At 72.0% G+C, this 16,928-nt stretch carries 16 protein-coding genes; 13 read left to right on the forward strand and 3 right to left on the reverse strand.

The window, feature by feature from the left end:
• Positions 1–85 precede the first annotated feature (85 nt).
• The 3 genes from ACIQHQ_RS04590 to ACIQHQ_RS04600 all read left to right on the forward strand — a co-directional run bounded on the left by ACIQHQ_RS04590 (position 86) and on the right by ACIQHQ_RS04600 (position 3,879).
• Entirely contained in the window at positions 86–580 is a 495-nt protein-coding gene (locus ACIQHQ_RS04590; protein WP_402610006.1) for a hypothetical protein, read from the forward strand.
• Positions 581–663: 83 nt separating this feature from the next.
• Positions 664–2,856, forward strand: coding sequence for a S1 family peptidase (locus ACIQHQ_RS04595; RefSeq protein ID WP_402610008.1), 2,193 nt, complete (start codon positions 664–666; stop codon positions 2,854–2,856).
• A 102-nt stretch (positions 2,857–2,958) separates the two neighbouring features.
• Entirely contained in the window at positions 2,959–3,879 is a 921-nt protein-coding gene (locus ACIQHQ_RS04600; RefSeq protein ID WP_402610010.1) for an alpha/beta hydrolase, read from the forward strand.
• Between the two features lie 319 nt (positions 3,880–4,198).
• On the opposite strand, the gene ACIQHQ_RS04605 is transcribed toward ACIQHQ_RS04600, so the two are convergent.
• The gene (locus ACIQHQ_RS04605) at positions 4,199–5,995 is read right to left on the reverse strand and encodes an AMP-dependent synthetase/ligase (protein WP_402610011.1); all 1,797 of its coding nucleotides are present in this window, start codon (positions 5,993–5,995) and stop codon (positions 4,199–4,201) included.
• 296 nt (positions 5,996–6,291) lie between these two features.
• Here ACIQHQ_RS04605 and ACIQHQ_RS04610 point away from each other — a divergent pair, with 296 nt between their 5' ends.
• From ACIQHQ_RS04610 to ACIQHQ_RS04635, 6 genes are all read left to right on the forward strand, one after another.
• A complete protein-coding gene (locus ACIQHQ_RS04610; protein WP_402610013.1) occupies positions 6,292–7,089 on the forward strand; it encodes a metallophosphoesterase in 798 nt (265 codons plus the stop codon).
• Between the two features lie 109 nt (positions 7,090–7,198).
• On the forward strand, positions 7,199–7,639 hold the full coding sequence (locus tag ACIQHQ_RS04615; RefSeq protein WP_402610015.1) for an SRPBCC family protein: 441 nt from the start codon (positions 7,199–7,201) through the stop codon (positions 7,637–7,639).
• A gap of 94 nt (positions 7,640–7,733) precedes the next feature.
• Entirely contained in the window at positions 7,734–8,903 is a 1,170-nt protein-coding gene (locus ACIQHQ_RS04620) for an ArsA family ATPase (RefSeq protein ID WP_402610017.1), read from the forward strand.
• Positions 8,904–9,006: 103 nt separating this feature from the next.
• Positions 9,007–9,507, forward strand: coding sequence for a DUF5304 domain-containing protein (locus tag ACIQHQ_RS04625; RefSeq protein WP_402610019.1), 501 nt, complete (start codon positions 9,007–9,009; stop codon positions 9,505–9,507).
• Positions 9,508–9,640: 133 nt separating this feature from the next.
• Positions 9,641–10,594 carry an ROK family glucokinase gene (locus tag ACIQHQ_RS04630; protein ID WP_402610021.1) on the forward strand — a complete coding sequence of 318 codons (954 nt, stop codon included), beginning with the start codon at positions 9,641–9,643 and terminating at the stop codon, positions 10,592–10,594.
• 114 nt (positions 10,595–10,708) lie between these two features.
• Positions 10,709–11,491: an endonuclease/exonuclease/phosphatase family protein gene (locus tag ACIQHQ_RS04635; RefSeq protein ID WP_402610023.1), complete on the forward strand. Its 783-nt coding sequence runs from the start codon at positions 10,709–10,711 to the stop codon at positions 11,489–11,491.
• On the opposite strand, the gene ACIQHQ_RS04640 is transcribed toward ACIQHQ_RS04635, so the two are convergent.
• Together ACIQHQ_RS04640 and ACIQHQ_RS04645 are read right to left on the reverse strand one after the other, a co-directional pair.
• On the reverse strand, positions 11,488–12,126 hold the full coding sequence (locus ACIQHQ_RS04640; protein WP_402610025.1) for a hypothetical protein: 639 nt from the start codon (positions 12,124–12,126) through the stop codon (positions 11,488–11,490). The two genes, ACIQHQ_RS04635 and ACIQHQ_RS04640, sit on opposite strands and share 4 nt — an antisense overlap.
• Positions 12,119–12,916 (reverse strand): alpha/beta hydrolase, encoded by a 798-nt coding sequence (locus ACIQHQ_RS04645; protein ID WP_402610027.1) that lies wholly within the window; start codon positions 12,914–12,916, stop codon positions 12,119–12,121. The genes ACIQHQ_RS04640 and ACIQHQ_RS04645 overlap by 8 nt, the downstream gene beginning before the upstream one ends.
• A gap of 202 nt (positions 12,917–13,118) precedes the next feature.
• Here ACIQHQ_RS04645 and ACIQHQ_RS04650 point away from each other — a divergent pair, with 202 nt between their 5' ends.
• Genes ACIQHQ_RS04650 through ACIQHQ_RS04665 form a run of 4 tightly spaced genes read left to right on the forward strand, consistent with a single transcriptional unit; the run spans position 13,119 to position 16,919 of the window.
• Complete coding sequence (locus ACIQHQ_RS04650) at positions 13,119–13,898, forward strand: lysophospholipid acyltransferase family protein (protein ID WP_402610623.1); 780 nt, start codon at positions 13,119–13,121, stop codon at positions 13,896–13,898.
• A 26-nt stretch (positions 13,899–13,924) separates the two neighbouring features.
• A complete protein-coding gene (macS, locus tag ACIQHQ_RS04655) occupies positions 13,925–15,151 on the forward strand; it encodes a MacS family sensor histidine kinase (RefSeq protein WP_402610029.1) in 1,227 nt (408 codons plus the stop codon).
• On the forward strand, positions 15,148–15,837 hold the full coding sequence (locus ACIQHQ_RS04660) for a response regulator (RefSeq protein WP_402610031.1): 690 nt from the start codon (positions 15,148–15,150) through the stop codon (positions 15,835–15,837). Before macS ends, ACIQHQ_RS04660 begins: the two co-directional genes overlap by 4 nt.
• A gap of 53 nt (positions 15,838–15,890) precedes the next feature.
• On the forward strand, positions 15,891–16,919 hold the full coding sequence (locus ACIQHQ_RS04665) for a 6-phosphofructokinase (protein ID WP_402610033.1): 1,029 nt from the start codon (positions 15,891–15,893) through the stop codon (positions 16,917–16,919).
• The last annotated feature ends 9 nt before the right edge of the window (positions 16,920–16,928 follow it).

Below are 16,928 nucleotides of genomic sequence, written 5' to 3' on the forward strand. Positions count from 1 at the left end.
CGGCATGCCTGCGGTGCCGATCGACGTCTGTCGCCCGGCCCGTATTCACATGCTCTCGCGTGTCGCTTCCCGGAAGGAATCCTCCGTGATATCCAGAGCCCGAAAAGTCCTGCTCGCCGCCCTCATGGTCGGCGCGGTGGCAGCCGGAGGCACCGCTCTGGCCACCGCCGCCCCGAGCGCGGCCCCCGGCGTCGCTGCCGGAGCCCAACCGCCGGTCGCGGTCGAGGACTTCGCCTACCCGGACGCGGACCGGATCCTCGCCGAGCAGGGCATCGCCCTCAAGCGCGGCGACGGTCGCATCACCCTGGCCACCTGCAACGAAGCCGCTGACCAGATCAAGGTCATGACCCGGGTCGGCGCCGGCGAGTTCTGCTTCAAGGCCACGCACACCACCGGTCATCTCACCCTCGAACTGCCCAACGTCTTCGGCATCCAGACGGAAAGTCACCCGGTACGGGCCGAGCTGACCGCCGAGGGCAAGAGCCAGACGGTCGACGTCCCGAAGAACGAACTCAAGGGCGTCGGCGAAGGTTTGGGCGAGCCGCCCGCCGTGCTCCTGGAGATCCGCGTCACCGGCTGATCCACGTGCCGAGACCGCACCCGCCCACCGCACGGCGGCCGCGTACGGCCACCGTCCCCACCCGAAGTCCGAAGGAAACGAACGTGTCTCCTCTCCGCCCGCGCACGGCGCTGCTGAGTACGGCGGTCGTGGCCGCCCTGCTGACCGGCGCGTTCACCAGCGGCTCCGCGCAGGCCGTGACCGGCAGCCCGAGCACCGACGGGACTCTCACCTTCACCGCCCGACTCGACATCGGCTCCGGCGAACGAGCCTGCTCCGGCGTGCTCGTGGACCCCCGCTGGGTGCTGACCGCCGCGAGCTGCTTCGCCGACAACCCGCAGCAGAGCTTCCAGATCCGCGCGGGCAAGCCCGCGAAGACCACCACCGCCACCATCGGCCGCACCGACCTGACCAGCACCGCCGGCCAGGTCCGCCAAGTCGTGGAGCTCGTGCCGCGCACCGACCGCGATGTCGTCCTGGCCCGGCTCGCCACGCCGGTCACCGGCGTCACACCGGCAGCGGTCGGCACCACCATGCCCACCACGGGCGAGACCCTCACCGTCCCGGGGTTCGGCCGCACCAAGACGGAGTGGTCACCGCTGAAGCTGCACGCCGGTGCCTTCACGGCCGGCGCGATGGCGACCGAGACCCTGGATCTGGCCGGCAAGGACGGCGTCGCCGTCTGCGCCGGTGACACCGGCGGCCCGGCCCTGCGCGCCCGGACCGGCGGAGCCGGCGGCTACGAGGTCGTGGCCATCGCCACCAGATCCTGGCAGGGCGGCTGCTTCGGCCAGAACCCGGACGAGACTCGTACCGGCGCGGTCAGCACCCGCGTGGACAACCTGCGCTCGTGGCTGGACGCCACCATGCAGGCCGCTCCCGTCACCGACTTCAACTGCGACGGCGTCCGCGACACCGCCGTCGCCGACCCCGACGCGGCCGTCGGCGGCGACGCGGGCGCGGGACTGGTCCGCGTCGTGCACGGCGGCGGCAGAGGCACCGCCGAGATCACCCAGGACCTCGAGGCGGTGCCGGGCGGCTCGGAGGCGAAGGACCACTTCGGCACGACGCTCGCCACCTTCGACCACAACCTCGACGGCTGCACCGACCTTGTCGTCGGCGCCCCGTCCGAAGACCTGGGATCGGCCGCTGACGCCGGCATGGTCAACGTCCTCTACGGCGCCCCGGCGGGGCTTACCACCGGCAAGGCGGCCGTCAGCCTGGAGCAGGGCTCGGGCAGCGGCGCCCTGGCGGCGATGGCGTCCGAGTCCGGCGACCAGTTCGGCGCCGCCCTCGCCGCCGGCACCACGCTCGCCGGTGAGCCGTACCTGGCCGTCGGCGCGCCCGGCGAGGACGCCGCCGGGGGTGCGACCGACGCGGGCGGGGTCATCTATGTGCGCGGCTCCGGCACCACCAACGTCCTGATCCATCAGGACAAGTCGGGCGTGCCGGGCGCCCTGGAGAAGGGCGACAAGTTCGGCTCCTCCCTCGCCGGTTCGCCGCAGCACCTCGTGGTGGGCGCCCCAGGCGAGGCCATCGGCACGCTGGCCGCCGCCGGTGGTGTCTCCCTGTTCAGCCACACCCTCAACGCCGACAAGCTGCCGACCGGTGTGACCGGTCTGGACCAGGACCTCGACACCGTCGAGGGCGGCGCGGAGGCCGACGACCGGTTCGGCGCGTCGCTGGCCCTGGTGCAGTACCGGGCAGGCGCCTCCGCGAACGGCACCGAGTCGCTCCTGGCCGTCGGATCCCCGGGTGAGGACGGCGCCCAAGCCGTCAACGCGGGCCGCGTCGACACCTTCCGTCTCACGGCCTCCGGGTTCACCCAGGTCTCCGGCATCTACCAGGGCTCCTCCGGTGTCCCGGGCGCCACCGAGGCCAATGACAGCTTCGCCCAGTCCCTGTCGGCCGTGAACACCGCCCCGGGCGCGGTCAGCACCGCGCAGAACACCCTGCTCGCGGTGGGTGTGCCCGGCGAGGACAGCACCGGCGCCACCGACGGCGGCACGGTCTACACCTTCAGCCTGACCAACGGCGCCTTCATCAACACGGTCTACCCGGGCAAGTTCGGCATTCCCGGTGCCCTGGGCAACGGGCAGAAGGTGGGCACCGCGCTCCACGCCACCGGCTCCGAGCTCTACCTCGGTCTGCCCAACGGGCCCGTCTCGTACGGCTCCGCGCACGCCGTGCCGTGGGGGAACGTCCTCAGCGGCGGCACCCAGCCGGTCACGACGTTCCAGCCGGGCACCGGCGGCCTGCCCGCGGCCGGTGAGACGTTCGGCTCCGTGATCCGCTGACGCGCCGAAGTCCCGGCCGCACCACGGCCGGTCCCGCGGCAGCTCGCAGCCGTCGCCGGACCGGCCGTTCACCCCCTCTTCTTCGTCTGAAAGCACACACCCATGCGCCGCTTACTGCTGCCCGCGCTCGCCGCCCTCACCGTGGCCGGCACCGCCGCCCTCTCCACCACCGCGTCGACGGCTCCGGCCGCCCAGGAGGCCCGCACGACACAGAAAGTGCAGGCCGGGGCCACGAAGGCCACCCACAAGTACGGCCCCCACGCCCGTCAGACCCTCGACGCCCATTGGAACGCGAGCAGCTCCGGGCCAAAGCCCGCGCTGATTCTCATCCACGGCGGATACTGGTACCACCAGACCGACTGGTCCTCCTCGGCGGAGCGCTTCGCGGCCGAGGGCTTCCAGGTGTTCGCCATCAGGTACCGGCTCAACTTCGAGGCCGGCTGGCCGGCCCAGCGCGACGACGTCGCCGACGCCGTCGCCTGGATCCGCTCCCACGCCGCCGAGTTCGACGTCGACCCCGACCGCGTGCTGCTGCTCGGTTCCTCGGCCGGCGGCCAGCTCGCCACCGACGCGGCGACGCACGGCGCGGGCACCCTGCGACTCAAGGGCGTGGTCGCCCTCTCGCCCGTCGCCTCGCCCTACCGGGCGTGGAACGACGGCAACACCTCTACCGACGCCAAGAAGCGCAAACTCCGGGACAACTCGGCCATCCTCGCCCGCTGCTACCCCGACTCCGACGACACCTCGACCACGCTCCACCCCTCCTGCTGGGACACCTGGCGCAGCATGGTCTCCAAGAACTGGGTCGACCCGGCCGACGCCCCGATGTACCTGGTCCACTCCGAGGACGACTTCGTGCCACCCGTCCACTCCACGGACCTGAAGGCCACAGCCGAGGAGAAGGGCGTGCCCAGCGGCCGGATCCAGACGCAGGTCGTCGCCGGATCCGCGCACGGCGGCTCCCTGCTGAGCGCGCCGGGCGTGTATGACCGCATCGTCGCCTGGCTGAAGAGCAAGGTATGAGGCGGCAGCGCGAGCTTTCATGCTCTCTTCGGCGCGGAGGTTGCCGCAGGTGACGTCACCGGGGCCTCGGCCACCAGCCTGGCGGTCGGCGCCCCGGGGGGAGCACTCCGGTGACGGCACCGTCGGCCCCGGCGGCACCGGGCGTCTTCACCGGACCGGCCGTCGCGGGCATCCCGGCGACGGGGTACCGGGAGCCGTCCTCGCGCCGTGCCCGGGGCGCTCGGGGTCAATCCCTTCGTGACCATCACCGCGCTCGCGGAACGCACGATGGCGCGGGTCCTCAGCGAGGACACCGCGCCATAGCCGGCCCGGCCGTGGGTCACTTCGCGTAGATCGCCTCGACCTCGTGCGCGTAGTCCTTCGCCACCACGTTCCGCTTCAGCTTCAGCGACGGCGTCAGGTGGCCCGACTCCTCCGTGAACTGGGAGGTCAGAATGCGGAACTTGCGCACCGATTCCGCCTTCGACACCGCGGCGTTGCCGTCGTCGATCGCCGCCTGGATCGCGGCCAGCAGGTCCGGGTCCTCGCTCAGCGACGCCGCGGTGGAACCCGCCGGCTTGCCGTGGTCGGAGCACCAACGGCCCAGGAACTCCTCGTCGATGGTGACCAGCGCGCCCACGAACGGCCGCCCGTCGCCCACCACCATGCACTCCGCGACCAGCGCGTGCGCCCGGATGCGGTCCTCGATCACGGCCGGGGCGACGTTCTTGCCGCCCGCGGTGACGATGATCTCCTTCTTGCGGCCGGTGATCCTGAGGTAGCCGTCCTCGTCGAGGGTGCCGATGTCACCGGTGTGGAACCAGCCGTCGGCCAGCGCCTCCGCGGTCGCGCCGGGGTTGTTCCAGTACTCCTTGAACAGGTGCTCGCCGTGCAGCAGCACCTCGCCGTCGTCGGCGATCCGCACCACCGAGCCCGGCAGCGGCTGCCCGACCGTGCCGATCTTCTGCCGGTCCCACGGGTTGAACGCGGTGGCCGCGCAGGACTCGGTCAGGCCGTAGCCCTCGAGGACCGTGAAGCCGATGCCGCGGAAGAAGTGCCCGAGGCGCTCGCCGAGCGGAGCGCCGCCGGAGATGGCGTACTCGCCCCGGCCGCCGAGGACGGCGCGGAGTTTGCTGTAGACGAGCTTGTCGAACGTCTTGTGCTTGATCCGCAGGCCGAGGGACGGGCCGGACGGGGTGTCCATCGCCTTGCTGTAGGCGATCGCGGTGTCGGCGGCCTTGTCGAAGATCTTGCCCTTGCCGTCGGCCTGGGCCTTGGCGCGCGCGGAATTGTAGACCTTCTCGAAGACGCGCGGCACGCCCAGGATCAGCGTCGGGCGGAACGTGGCCAGCTCGTCGGTGAGGTTCTTGATGTCCGGGACACAGCCGAGCTTGATCGGCGCCATCATGGGCGCGATCTGCACCAGCCGTCCGAAGACGTGGGCGAGCGGCAGGAAGAGCAGCACCGAGCACTCGCCCGTGCGGAACAGCGGACGCAGGCGCTCCACGATGTTGCCGCACTCCGCGAAGAAGCTGCGGTGGGTGAGCACGCAGCCCTTGGGGCGGCCGGTGGTGCCGGAGGTGTAGACGATCGTCGCCGGGTCGTCGGCCTTGGCGAACGAGCCGCGCTCCTCGACCGTCTCGTCCGTGACGTCCTGGCCGAGCCGGCCCAGCTCCTCGATGCCGCCGCCCTCGATCTGCCACACGTGCTTCAGCGCCGGCAGCCGGTCGCGCACCGACTCGATCGCGGCCGCGTGGGCGTCCGACTCCACGACGCAGGCCGTCGCGCCCGAGTCGCCGAGGATCCACTGCACCTGCTCCGGCGAACTGGTCTCGTACACCGGCACGGTCACCGCGCCCGCGCTCCAGATCGCGAAGTCCAGCAGCGTCCACTCGTAGCGGGTGCGGGACATCAGGCCCACCCGGTCGCCCGGCTGGACCCCGGCCGCGATCAGTCCTTTGGCCGCCCTGTGCACCTCGGCGAGGAAGGTGGTGGCCGTGACGTCCTGCCAGCTGCCGCCGATCTTGCGGGCGATGACGGCGACGTCCGGGTGCTGCGAGGCGTTTCTGCGGACGATGTCGGTCAGATTTCCGTCCGCAGGGACCTCGTACAAAGCCGGAAGGCTGAACTCGCGCAAGACTGCTGCTCCTCATAGGGCGCCGGCGCCACGACGGTGTGTGCTGCGACGGTGCGGTCCAAGGCTCGGGGAGGTACTCAGGCATTCACTTGTTGAAATGCAGAGCACGACTGGACTGCCCGGACGTTACCCGCCGGTATGGCTTCTCCGACAGGGGGTTCCGTCGAGATGTTCGCTGCGTCACACAGTTGGGTATTCCTTCGCGCACAGTAGTCCACGGGCTAACTGACTGGCCAGTAACCGCAGGTAGGATCGCCACTGTTCACGTGTGCCGCACACGCTTACGCTTGATCGTCATGGCATCCACACCAGGCGGAAAACACCGCACCCGCGTGCACGTGGTCAGCGACGTCCACGGCAACGCCCGCGACCTGGCCAGGGCCGGCGAGGGTGCCGACGCCCTGGTGTGCCTGGGCGACCTCGTCCTCTTCCTCGACTACGCCGACCACTCCCGCGGCATCTTCCCCGACCTGTTCGGCGTGGAGAACGCCGACCGCATCGTCGCGCTGCGCACCGCCCGCCGCTTCGAGGAGGCCCGGGTGCTCGGGGCCGAGCTGTGGGCCGGCCTCCAGGAGGACCGCGCCGCGGTGATCGAGGAGGCGGTGCGCAAGCAGTACGCCGAGCTGTTCGCCGCGTTCCCCTCTCCTACGTACGCCACCTACGGCAACGTCGACATGCCGCCGCTGTGGCGGGAGTACGCGGGCCCCGGCACGACCGTCCTCGACGGCGAGCGCGTCGAGATCGGCGGCCGGGTCTTCGGCTTCGTCGGCGGCGGCCTGCGCACCCCGATGCGGACGCCCTACGAGATCAGCGACGAGGAGTACGCGGCGAAGATCGAGGCCGTCGGCGAGGTCGACGTGCTCTGCACGCACATCCCGCCCGAGGTCCCCGAGCTGGTCTACGACACCGTCGCCCGCCGCTTCGAGCGCGGCAGCCGCGCCCTGCTGGACGCCATCCGCCGCACCCGGCCCCGCTACTCCCTCTTCGGGCACGTGCACCAGCCGCTGGTGAAGAGGATGCGGATCGGGGCGACCGAGTGTGTGAACGTGGGGCACTTCGCGTCGACCGGAGCGCCCTGGGCGCTGGAGTGGTGAGGACGCCCCAGGTCGGATGAGATCGGCGGGTCCCGTGCGCGGTAGCCTTCACGCTGCACTCACGTGCGCACGACCTCATATTCGGCCCGTATCCGGAGGAGCCACGGCGATGGCGGAACACACCAGCTCGAGCATCACCATCGAGGCGGCCCCGGCCGACGTCATGGCGGTCATCGCCGATTTCGCCCGCTACCCGGACTGGACGGGCGAGGTGAAGGAGGCCGAGGTCCTGAAGACCGACGCCGAGGGACGCGCCGAGCAGGTCCGCCTCGTCATGGACGCGGGCGCGATCAAGGACGACCAGGTCCTCGGCTACACCTGGACGGGCGAGAACGAGGTGTCCTGGACGCTGGTGAAGTCCCAGATGCTCCGGTCCCTCGACGGCTCGTACATCCTCAAGCCGTCAAGCGCGGGCGGCACCGAGGTCACCTACCTGCTGACCGTGGACGTCAAGATCCCCATGCTCGGCATGATCAAGCGCAAGGCGGAGAAGGTCATCATCGACCGGGCGCTGGCCGGCCTGAAGAAGAGGGTCGAAGCGGGCAAGTAGCCACGGCCGCACACCCGGACGGCCCCGGCCGCACACCCGGACGGCCCCGGCGGCGACACCGGGCGCCCGGCCGGCGGCCGGTACCGTCACACCCATGCGCACCATCCTGATCACCGGGCCCGGCGGCAGCGGCCGTACCACCCTCGCGGCCGCGACCGCCCTGGCCGCGGCGGCCGAGGGCACCAGCACCCTCGTCCTCGGCACCGATCGCACGGACACGCTCGGTGCCGCCCTGGGGGTGACGACCGGCCCGGCCCCGGTGCGGGCGGCCCCTCACCTCACCGCCTGGCGCCCCGACGCCGCCCAGGATTTCCGCGGGGACCTCACCGCCCTCCAGGACCGCGCCTCCTCCGCCCTGGACCTCCTCGGCGCCTCCCGCCTCGACTCCGAGGAGCTCACGCCCCTGCCCGGCGCCGAGGAACTCGCCCTGCTGCGCGCCCTGCGCGACGTCGCGCTCTCGGAGAAGTACGGCACCCTCGTCGTCGACCTCCCCCCGGCCCCGCAGGCCCTCGCCCTGCTCGCCCTGCCCGAGGAACTCCGCCGCTACCTGCGCCGCCTGCTCCCACCGGAGCGGCAGGCCGCCCGCGCCCTGCGCCCCGTCCTCGGCCGCCTCGCCGGTGTGCCCATGCCCGCCGAGTGGCTCTACGACGCGGCGGCGCGCTGGGACCTGGAACTGGCCGCCGTCGAGGCGGTCGTCGCCGACCGTGACACCGTCGTACGGCTGGTCGCCGAGCCCGGCCCGGCCGGCGCCGACGCGCTGCGCACCGCCGGCCTCGGTCTCGCCCTGCGCCGACTGCGCACCGACGTCGTGGTCGCCAACCGCGTCCTGCCCGAGGCCTCCCCGGACACCTGGCTCGCCGGCCCGGTCGCCCAGCAGCGCAAGACGCTGGAGGAGTGGCGGGAGTCGTACGACGTCCGCACCGTGGCCCACCTCGGACGCGACCCGCGCGGCACCGACGATCTCACCGCCCTCGCCGTGCCCGGCGCCGAGCAGACGGCCACCAAGGCCGACTGGCCGGTGACCGACCGGCTCGACGAGGAAGGCGTGCTCGTCTGGCGGATCCCGCTGCCCGGCGCCATACGCGAGGAACTGGACCTCGTCCGGCGCGGCGACGAACTCGTCGTCACGGCGGGGCCGTTCCGGCGGATCGTTTCGCTGCCCTCCGCGCTGCGCCGCTGCACCGTCGACGGGGCCGCGCTGCGCGACGGCGAGCTGCGCATCCGCTTCACACCCGACCCGAAGCAGTGGCCGCAGGGCCGGTGACCCGGTGGGGCGGAACCGGGGAGAGACAGGTCCGCCCGGCCCGTGAACCGGTTACGCCCGTTCGGGTACCGTCGTAGGGACGAACCGTAGTCAGGAGTCCGTCATGAGCGAAGAGCTCCCCCCGTCCGACGCCGCCCGCGAAGAGGCCGCGGACGAGATGCGGGCGACCGACGCCGACGCCTGGGCGACCGCGTGCGCCGAGGACCTCCAGGCGGAGAAGGACCGCCGCCGCACCCGGTACGGCACGCCTCCCGGCTCCGCGGCCGAGGAGCTGAAGAAGCTCGTCGACGCCGTCGCGGAGAAACTGTCGGGTGTCCGGTCCCCGCTGCTCGGCGCGATCGCGGGGCCCGCCGCCGAGCAGGCCGTCCGGCAGGCCGTCCAGCAGGCCAAGGAGGCCGTGGAACCCGTCATCGAGCGCAATCCGGACGTCTTCGACCACCTGGCGGCGGCCGGGAACGAGCTGCTCGCCGCCTATCGCTCGGCCGTCCAGGCCCAGGAGCGGCGCTGGACCGGCCGCGACGACAGGGACGACCCCCGCGACCAGGACGGACGCCGGGACGGTGGCGACGACGCCGGTCCCGGGCAGCGCATCGACCTGGACTGAGCCCCCGGCTCCGGTCGCGCGGCGGCTGCGGAGCGGCCCTTCGGGGTGCCCAGCGTGCGGACGACGGCGAATCCGACGGCGGGGCCTCGGGTACCGTTGGCCGTAGCGGGGCTCGACCGAAACTGAGGGATTCATGGGACTCACCATCGGCGTCGACATCGGCGGCACGAAGATCGCGGCCGGCGTGGTCGATGAGGAAGGCAACATCCTCTCGACCCACAAGGTGCCGACCCCGGGCACGGCTGAGGGCATCGTGGACGCCATCGCCTCGGCGGTGGACGGCGCACGCGTCGGACACGACATCGGAGGCGTGGGCATCGGTGCCGCCGGCTACGTGAACCGGCAGCGCTCCGAGGTCTACTTCGCGCCCAACATCCACTGGCGCAACGAGCCGCTCAAGGAGAAGGTCGAGGCCCGCGTGGGCCTCCCGGTGGTCGTGGAGAACGACGCGAACGCCGCGGCGTGGGGCGAGTACAAGTTCGGTGCCGGCAAGGGTCACCGCAACGTCATCTGCATCACGCTGGGCACCGGCCTCGGCGGCGGCATCATCATCGGCAACAAGCTGCGCCGCGGGCACTTCGGCGTGGCCGCCGAGTTCGGCCACATCCGCATGGTGCCGGACGGCCTGCTGTGCGGCTGCGGCTCCCAGGGCTGCTGGGAGCAGTACGCGTCGGGCCGGGCGCTGGTCAGGTACGCCAAGCAGCGCGCCAATGCCACCCCCGAGAACGCCGAGATCCTGCTCGGCCTCGGTAACGGCACCCCCGACGGCATCGAGGGCAAGCACATCTCCATGGCCGCCCGGCAGGGCGACCGCGTGGCCGTCGACTCCTACCGTGAACTGGCCCGCTGGGTCGGCGCGGGCCTCGCCGACCTGGCCTCCCTCTTCGACCCCTCCGCGTTCATCGTCGGCGGGGGCCTCTCCGACGAGGGAGAGCTGGTCCTCGGACCGATCCGCAAGTCGTACAAGCGCTGGCTGGTCGGCGGCAACTGGCGCCCGGTCGCCGAGGTCCGCGCGGCGGAACTGGGCAACAAGGCAGGCCTGGTGGGCGCGGCCGACCTGGCCCGCGAGCCCGCCCCGATCATGTAAACGCCCCCCGGGGGGACGCGCTTCAGGGGCGCGGGGAACGGCGCGATCAGCCACACACGGCCGGCACTCGCGCACGATCCCCGCGCCCCGACCCGTTGGGCGTAGATTGATCACATGCCGCTGCTCCCCAACTCCCGTACCGAACCCGACGGTTCCGCGGTCATCAGGGTCCTCAGCTACAACATCCGCTCCCTGCGCGACGACACCGACGCCCTGGCCCGGGTCATCAGGGCGTGCGAGCCCGACCTCGTCCTCCTCCAAGAGGCACCCCGCTTCTTCCGCTGGCGCAAGAAACTCGCCCGCCTGGCCCTCGCGTCCGACCTCGTGATCGTCACCGGCGGCGCCACCACCACAGGACCGGCGATCCTCAGCTCGCTCCGGGTGAGCGTCGAACGCACGGAGGACATCCTCCTGCCCCCCACCCCCGGCCTGCACCGCCGCGGCTTCGCCACCGCGGTCGTCCGCATCGCCGGCACCCGCCTCGGCGTGCTCAGCTGCCACCTGTCCCTGCAGAAGGACGAGCGCTACGAGCAGTCCGGCATGCTTCTCGACCGGCTCGCGAGCATGGGTGTGGAGCACGCGATCGCCGGCGGCGACCTCAACGAACGCCCCGACGGACCGGCCTTCCGCCGGCTCGCCGACGTCCTGACGGACTGCCGGGCCGCGGCTCCCTGGGGCGGCGAGCACACCTGGACGCCCACCGACCCCTACCAGCGCATCGACGCGATCTTCGCGACCGCGGACATCCAGGTGCTGGGCTGTGGTGTGCCCACCCCACTCCCGGCTCCGCTCGAGCGGGGGGACCCCCATGGACAGCCCGGGGTGTCCGACGCGGACCTGAGGGCGGCCACGGACCACCTCCCGGTCCTGGCCGCCCTCAGGGTCCCGGCTTCCTAGACGACCGCGCCCCGGCCGGGGTCGTCATCGTCCTCGTCGTCCGTCCGCATGCGCATCACCAGCGTCGCGAACCCGCCGACGAACCCGCCGATCCCCAGCGTGGCCAGCCACCACGTCATGTCCCAGCCGAGCAGCACGGCCAGCAGGAGCAGCACCGGCCCGCCGAGCACACCGAGCCAGGCGAACTTGGCGGTGGGGTCGGCGGTGGGCACCGGGGGTGGTTCCGGCGGCACGAAGTGGCCCTCGTCGTCCTCGTCGAAGTCGTCCTCGGCGGGCTCGCGCACGGAGTAGTCGCGCGGGCCGACACCGGGCGCGAAGGAGACGGAGCCGCCCAGCGGCTTCGCGGGTTCCGCCGGCTTCTCCTCGGGCACCTCGGCCTCCTCCGGCTCGGCCGGCTTCACGGCGTCCCCGGACTTCACGGCCGTATCGCCCCGGTCGCCGTCCATCACGATGTCATTGGTCCCGGCCGCCGGCAGGGCCAGGTCCTCGATCGACTTGAACGGCTTGGCGCCCGGCGGGTCCGGCGGCTCCTCGCCGTATCCGGCGACGATCGCCGCCCAGGCGGCCTCCTCGTCGAACGGGACGCCCTTCTCGTCCGGCTCCCGGCCCTCGCGGTCGGAGTCGTGCTCAGCCACCTGCGGTCGTCCCTTCCTTGCCGAGCCCGGGCTCCTTGGCGAGGCCGGACGCGATGCGGCGGATGAACGCGAGGCTCTCCTCGTGGATCCGGTCCGCGTCATGGTCCAACGTGGCGACGTGGTAGCTCTGTTCCAGGATGACCTCTTTCACGTCCGTCGAGGAGATGCGGCCGAGGATCCGGGCCGAGTCGGCGGGCGGCACCACATGGTCCTGCGGGCTGTGCAGCAGCAGCACCGGCTGGGTGACCTGCGGCAGCTCGCGGTCGGTGGCCTGGAAGAACCGGCGCAGCGAGTGCGCCGCGTGCAACGGCACCCGGTCGTAGCCGAGCTCCCTGCTGTCCGGCTTGGCGATGTCGCTGGCGATGCCCTTCGTCGCGGGGACGAGGTGGCGGACCACCGGGAGGGCGTGCGCGGCCAGGCCGTGCACCTTGTTCGCGGGGTTGACGACCATGACGCCGCGGACGGCGTCGCCGTGCTTCGCGGCCAGCCGCAGTGCCAGCGCCCCGCCCATCGACAGACCGGCCACGAAGACCGTCTCGCGGCGCTCGCACAGCAGGCGCAGCTCGCGGTCCACCTCCGCGTACCAGTCCTGCCAGCCGGTGATCCGCAGGTCCTCCCAGCGGGTGCCGTGCCCGGGCAGCAGCGGCAGGGAGACGGTCATGCCGTGTTCGGCGAGGTACTCCGCCCAGGGGCGCAGCGACTGCGGTGATCCGGTGAAGCCGTGGCAGAGGAGGACGGCGACCTCCCCGCCCTCGTGGTGGAACGGCTCGGCTCCGGCAAGGACCGGCACCTTCGGCCTCCTGGTCGTGAGAAGGGACTGACACGATCACGGGATGTCACGGAACGTCATGGAAGGGGTCGCACGTCGTTCGCGGGACCTTCACCGTACGCGACCGCACTGACACCGACCAGGGCCGTCGGCGCCTTTGACGGCGCTCCGGGTTAAGGTCTGATCGACACATACAGGAGGCACTCGGTTGTTGTACGGCGCGATGAAGGTCACCATCGGGGGTCCGCTGAAGCTCGCCTTCAGACCCTGGGTGGAGGGCCTGGAGAACGTACCCGCCGAGGGCGCTGCGATCCTGGCGAGCAATCACCTGTCGTTCTCCGACTCGTTCTTCCTGCCCGCCGTCCTCGACCGCAAGGTCACCTTCATCGCGAAGGCCGAGTACTTCACCACGCCCGGCGTGAAGGGCCGGCTGACGGCCGCCTTCTTCAAGGGCGTCGGGCAGCTTCCCGTGGACCGCTCCGGTGCGCGCGGCGCGGGTGAGGCCGCCATCAAGAGCGGAATAGACGTGCTGGAGCGCGGTGAGCTGTTCGGGATCTACCCGGAGGGCACGCGTTCGCCCGACGGGCGGCTCTACCGGGGCAAGCCGGGCGGCCTCGCGCGCGTGGCGCTGGCCACCGGCGCACCCGTCCTCCCCGTCGCGATGATCGACACGGAGAAGATCCAGCCGCCCGGGAAGGTCGTGCCGAAGCTGATGCGGCCCGGCATCCGGATCGGCGAGCCCCTGGACTTCAGCCGCTACCAGGGCATGGAGCACGACCGGTTCGTGCTGCGCGCGGTGACGGACGAGGTCATGTACGAGATCATGAAACTGTCCGGCCAGGAGTACGTCGACATGTACGCGACGGCCATGAAGAGGCAGCTCACGGAAGCGGCGAAGGCGGAGAAGGAAGCCGAGAAGGCGGCCAGGGCCGCACTCGCGCGGGCCGAGAAGGAACAGGCCGAGAAGGAAAAGCAGACGGAGCAGCGGCGGACCGAGCCCTAGCCGGGGCGTCGGACGGGGCGGGGGAGATGGCCAAGCGCGAGCGTGTCATGAGGATGTCGGTCGAACAGCCGCTGTGGCGTGCGCTCACCGCCTACCGGGTGCTCACGATGCTCTACGCGGTCGGTCTGTTCGCCACCGCCTACGACGAGTTCACCCGCCCCTGGATCGCCGTCGCCTACTACGCCGTGCTCGGCACATGGACCCTGGCCACACTGCCCCGGGTCGCGAACGCGGCCCGCTGCACCAAGCGGTTCCTCGCCGCCGACCTCACCATCGCCGTCACCGGCATCCTGCTCACGCCCGCCGCCGACGCGTACGAGCGGATCCAGGCGGGCGGGCCGACCCTGCCGTCGATATGGACCGCCGGTGCCGTCCTCGCCTTCGCCATCAAGGGCGGCTGGCGCTGGGCGGCCCTCGCCTCCGGCCTCGTGGCCGTCGCCAACCTGATCGAGCGCGGCAGCCCGGCCCGCGACACCGTCCACAACGTCCTCCTGGTCTGCATCGCCTCCATCGCCATCGGTTACGTCGTCGAGGTCGCCCGTGCCTCCGAGCGCACCCTCGCCCGCGCCCTGGAGATCGAGGCCGCCACCCGGGAGCGCGAGCGGCTCGCCCGGGACATCCACGACAGCGTGCTCCAGGTGCTGGCCATGGTGCAGCGCCGCGGGGCCGTGATCGGGGGAGAGGCCGCCGAGCTGGGCAGGATGGCCGGTGAGCAGGAGGTCGCGCTGCGCACGCTGGTCTCCGGCGGACTGGTGCCCGTCTCCCGTGTCTCGGAGGACGCTGCCGAGGGCGCTCTCGTCCGGGCCGTCGACGAGGAGCCGGACGAGAGCGGCCCCGTCGACCTGCGCACCCTGCTCGCACCGTTCGCCGCGGCCCGGGTCAGCCTCGCCGAGCCCGGCGCGCCCGTGCCGCTGACGCCGGTCGCCGCCCGGGAGGTGGCCGCGGCGGTGGGGGCCGCCCTGGACAACGTCCGCCGGCATGCCGGTGAGGACGCGCGCGCGTGGATCCTGGTCGAGGACGAGCCGGACGAGGTGATCGTGACCGTGCGGGACGACGGCCCCGGCATTCCGGAGGGACGGCTAGTCCAGGCCGAGGGCGAGGGACGGCTCGGCGTCGCCCTGTCGATCCGCGGCCGGCTGCGCGACCTCGGCGGCAGCGCCGAGCTGATCTCGGTTCCGGGCCAGGGCACGGAGGTCGAGCTGAAGGTACCGAAGGACGTGACGCACACACGGGGGAAGGCGGAGCAGCGATGACGGAGAGCACCGAGGAGCGGCGGGACCCGATCAGGGTCATGGTCGTCGACGACCACCCCATGTGGCGCGACGCCGTCGCCCGCGACCTGGCCGAGTCGGGTTTCGAGGTGGTCGCCACCGCGGGCGACGGCGACCAGGCCGTGCGCCGCGCCAAGGCCGCCGTGCCCGACGTGCTCGTGCTCGACCTGAACCTGCCCGCCAAGCCCGGCGTGCAGGTCTGCAAGGAGGTCGTCGCCGCGAACCCCGCGCTGCGGGTCCTCGTGCTGTCGGCGAGCGGCGAGCACGCCGACGTCCTGGAGGCGGTGAAGTCCGGCGCGACCGGCTACCTGCTGAAGTCCGCCTCCACCGAGGAACTGCGGGACGCGGTCCGCCGCACGGCCGTCGGCGACCCGGTCTTCACCCCCGGCCTCGCCGGGCTGGTCCTCGGCGAGTACCGCCGCCTGGCCTCCGAGCCCGGCCCCGCCCCGGACACCGACGAACCCAGCGCGCCCCGGCTCACCGACCGCGAGACCGAGGTGCTGCGCCTGGTCGCCAAGGGCCTGAGCTACAAGCAGATCGCCGAACGCCTGGTCATCTCCCACCGCACGGTGCAGAACCACGTCCAGAACACCCTCGGCAAACTCCAGTTGCACAACCGCGTGGAGCTCGTGCGGTACGCGATAGAGCGCGGCCTCGACGACGAGTGAGGCGCACGTCACACTGACCCTTCGTCAGACACCCGCGGCGAAGGGACTGTTCCATGCGCGTCGGAGTACTGACCGGAGGCGGCGACTGCCCCGGCCTCAACGCCGTCATCCGGGCCATCGTCCGCAAGGGCGTGCAGGAGTACGGCTATGACTTCACCGGCTTCCGGGACGGCTGGCGAGGACCCCTTCAGAACGCCACCGTCCGTCTCGACATCCCGGCCGTGCGCGGCATCCTGCCCCGCGGCGGCACCATCCTCGGCTCCTCGCGGACCAATCCTTTGACGGTGGAGAACGGCATCCGCCGGATCAGGCAGACCCTCGCCGGGCTGGAGGTCGAGGCGCTGATCGCCATAGGCGGCGAGGACACACTCGGCGTGGCCGCCCGCCTGTCCGACGAGCACGGCGTGCCCTGCGTGGGCGTCCCGAAGACGATCGACAACGACCTGTCCGCCACCGACTACACCTTCGGCTTCGACACCGCCGTCGGGATCGCGACCGAGGCCATCGACCGGCTGCACACCACCGCCGAGTCCCATATGCGTGTCCTGGTCGTGGAGGTGATGGGCCGGCACGCCGGCTGGATCGCCCTGCACTCGGGCCTGGCCGGCGGCGCCAACGTCATCCTCATCCCCGAGCAGCGCTTCGACGTCGAGCAGGTGTGCTCCTGGGTGACCTCCCGCTTCCGGGCGTCGTACGCGCCGATCGTGGTCGTCGCCGAGGGGGCGATGCCGAAGGACGGCGACATGGTCCTCAAGGACCGGTCCCTGGACTCCTTCGGACACGTCCGGCTGTCCGGGGTCGGCGAGTGGCTCGCCAAGGAGATCGAGAAGCGCACGGGCAAGGAGGCCCGCACGACGGTCCTCGGGCATGTGCAGCGCGGCGGCACCCCCAGTGCCTTCGACCGCTGGCTCGCCACCCGCTTCGGGCTGCACGCCATCGACTGCGTCCGCGACCGCGCCTTCGGCCGGATGGTCGCCCTGCGCGGCACGGACATCGTCCGCGTCCCCATCGCGGACGCCACGGCCCGGCTGAAGACGGTGGACCCGGCGCTGTACGAGGAGGTCGGGGTGTTCTTCGGCTGACCGCCCGGC

Source organism: Streptomyces sp. NPDC092370, assembly GCF_044755265.1.
Lineage (GTDB): Bacteria > Actinomycetota > Actinomycetes > Streptomycetales > Streptomycetaceae > Streptomyces.

What these genes read in the sequence shown, in the direction of transcription:
- ACIQHQ_RS04600 (WP_402610010.1), top strand. Translation starts at nt 2,959, where the DNA reads ATGCGCCGCTTACTGCTGCCCGCGCTCGCCGCCCTCACCGTGGCCGGC.
- ACIQHQ_RS04610 (WP_402610013.1), top strand. Translation starts at nt 6,292, where the DNA reads ATGGCATCCACACCAGGCGGAAAACACCGCACCCGCGTGCACGTGGTC.
- ACIQHQ_RS04615 (WP_402610015.1), top strand. Translation starts at nt 7,199, where the DNA reads ATGGCGGAACACACCAGCTCGAGCATCACCATCGAGGCGGCCCCGGCC.
- ACIQHQ_RS04620 (WP_402610017.1), top strand. Translation starts at nt 7,734, where the DNA reads ATGCGCACCATCCTGATCACCGGGCCCGGCGGCAGCGGCCGTACCACC.
- ACIQHQ_RS04625 (WP_402610019.1), top strand. Translation starts at nt 9,007, where the DNA reads ATGAGCGAAGAGCTCCCCCCGTCCGACGCCGCCCGCGAAGAGGCCGCG.
- ACIQHQ_RS04630 (WP_402610021.1), top strand. Translation starts at nt 9,641, where the DNA reads ATGGGACTCACCATCGGCGTCGACATCGGCGGCACGAAGATCGCGGCC.
- ACIQHQ_RS04635 (WP_402610023.1), top strand. Translation starts at nt 10,709, where the DNA reads ATGCCGCTGCTCCCCAACTCCCGTACCGAACCCGACGGTTCCGCGGTC.
- ACIQHQ_RS04650 (WP_402610623.1), top strand. Translation starts at nt 13,119, where the DNA reads ATGAAGGTCACCATCGGGGGTCCGCTGAAGCTCGCCTTCAGACCCTGG.
- macS (WP_402610029.1), top strand. Translation starts at nt 13,925, where the DNA reads ATGGCCAAGCGCGAGCGTGTCATGAGGATGTCGGTCGAACAGCCGCTG.
- ACIQHQ_RS04660 (WP_402610031.1), top strand. Translation starts at nt 15,148, where the DNA reads ATGACGGAGAGCACCGAGGAGCGGCGGGACCCGATCAGGGTCATGGTC.
- ACIQHQ_RS04665 (WP_402610033.1), top strand. Translation starts at nt 15,891, where the DNA reads ATGCGCGTCGGAGTACTGACCGGAGGCGGCGACTGCCCCGGCCTCAAC.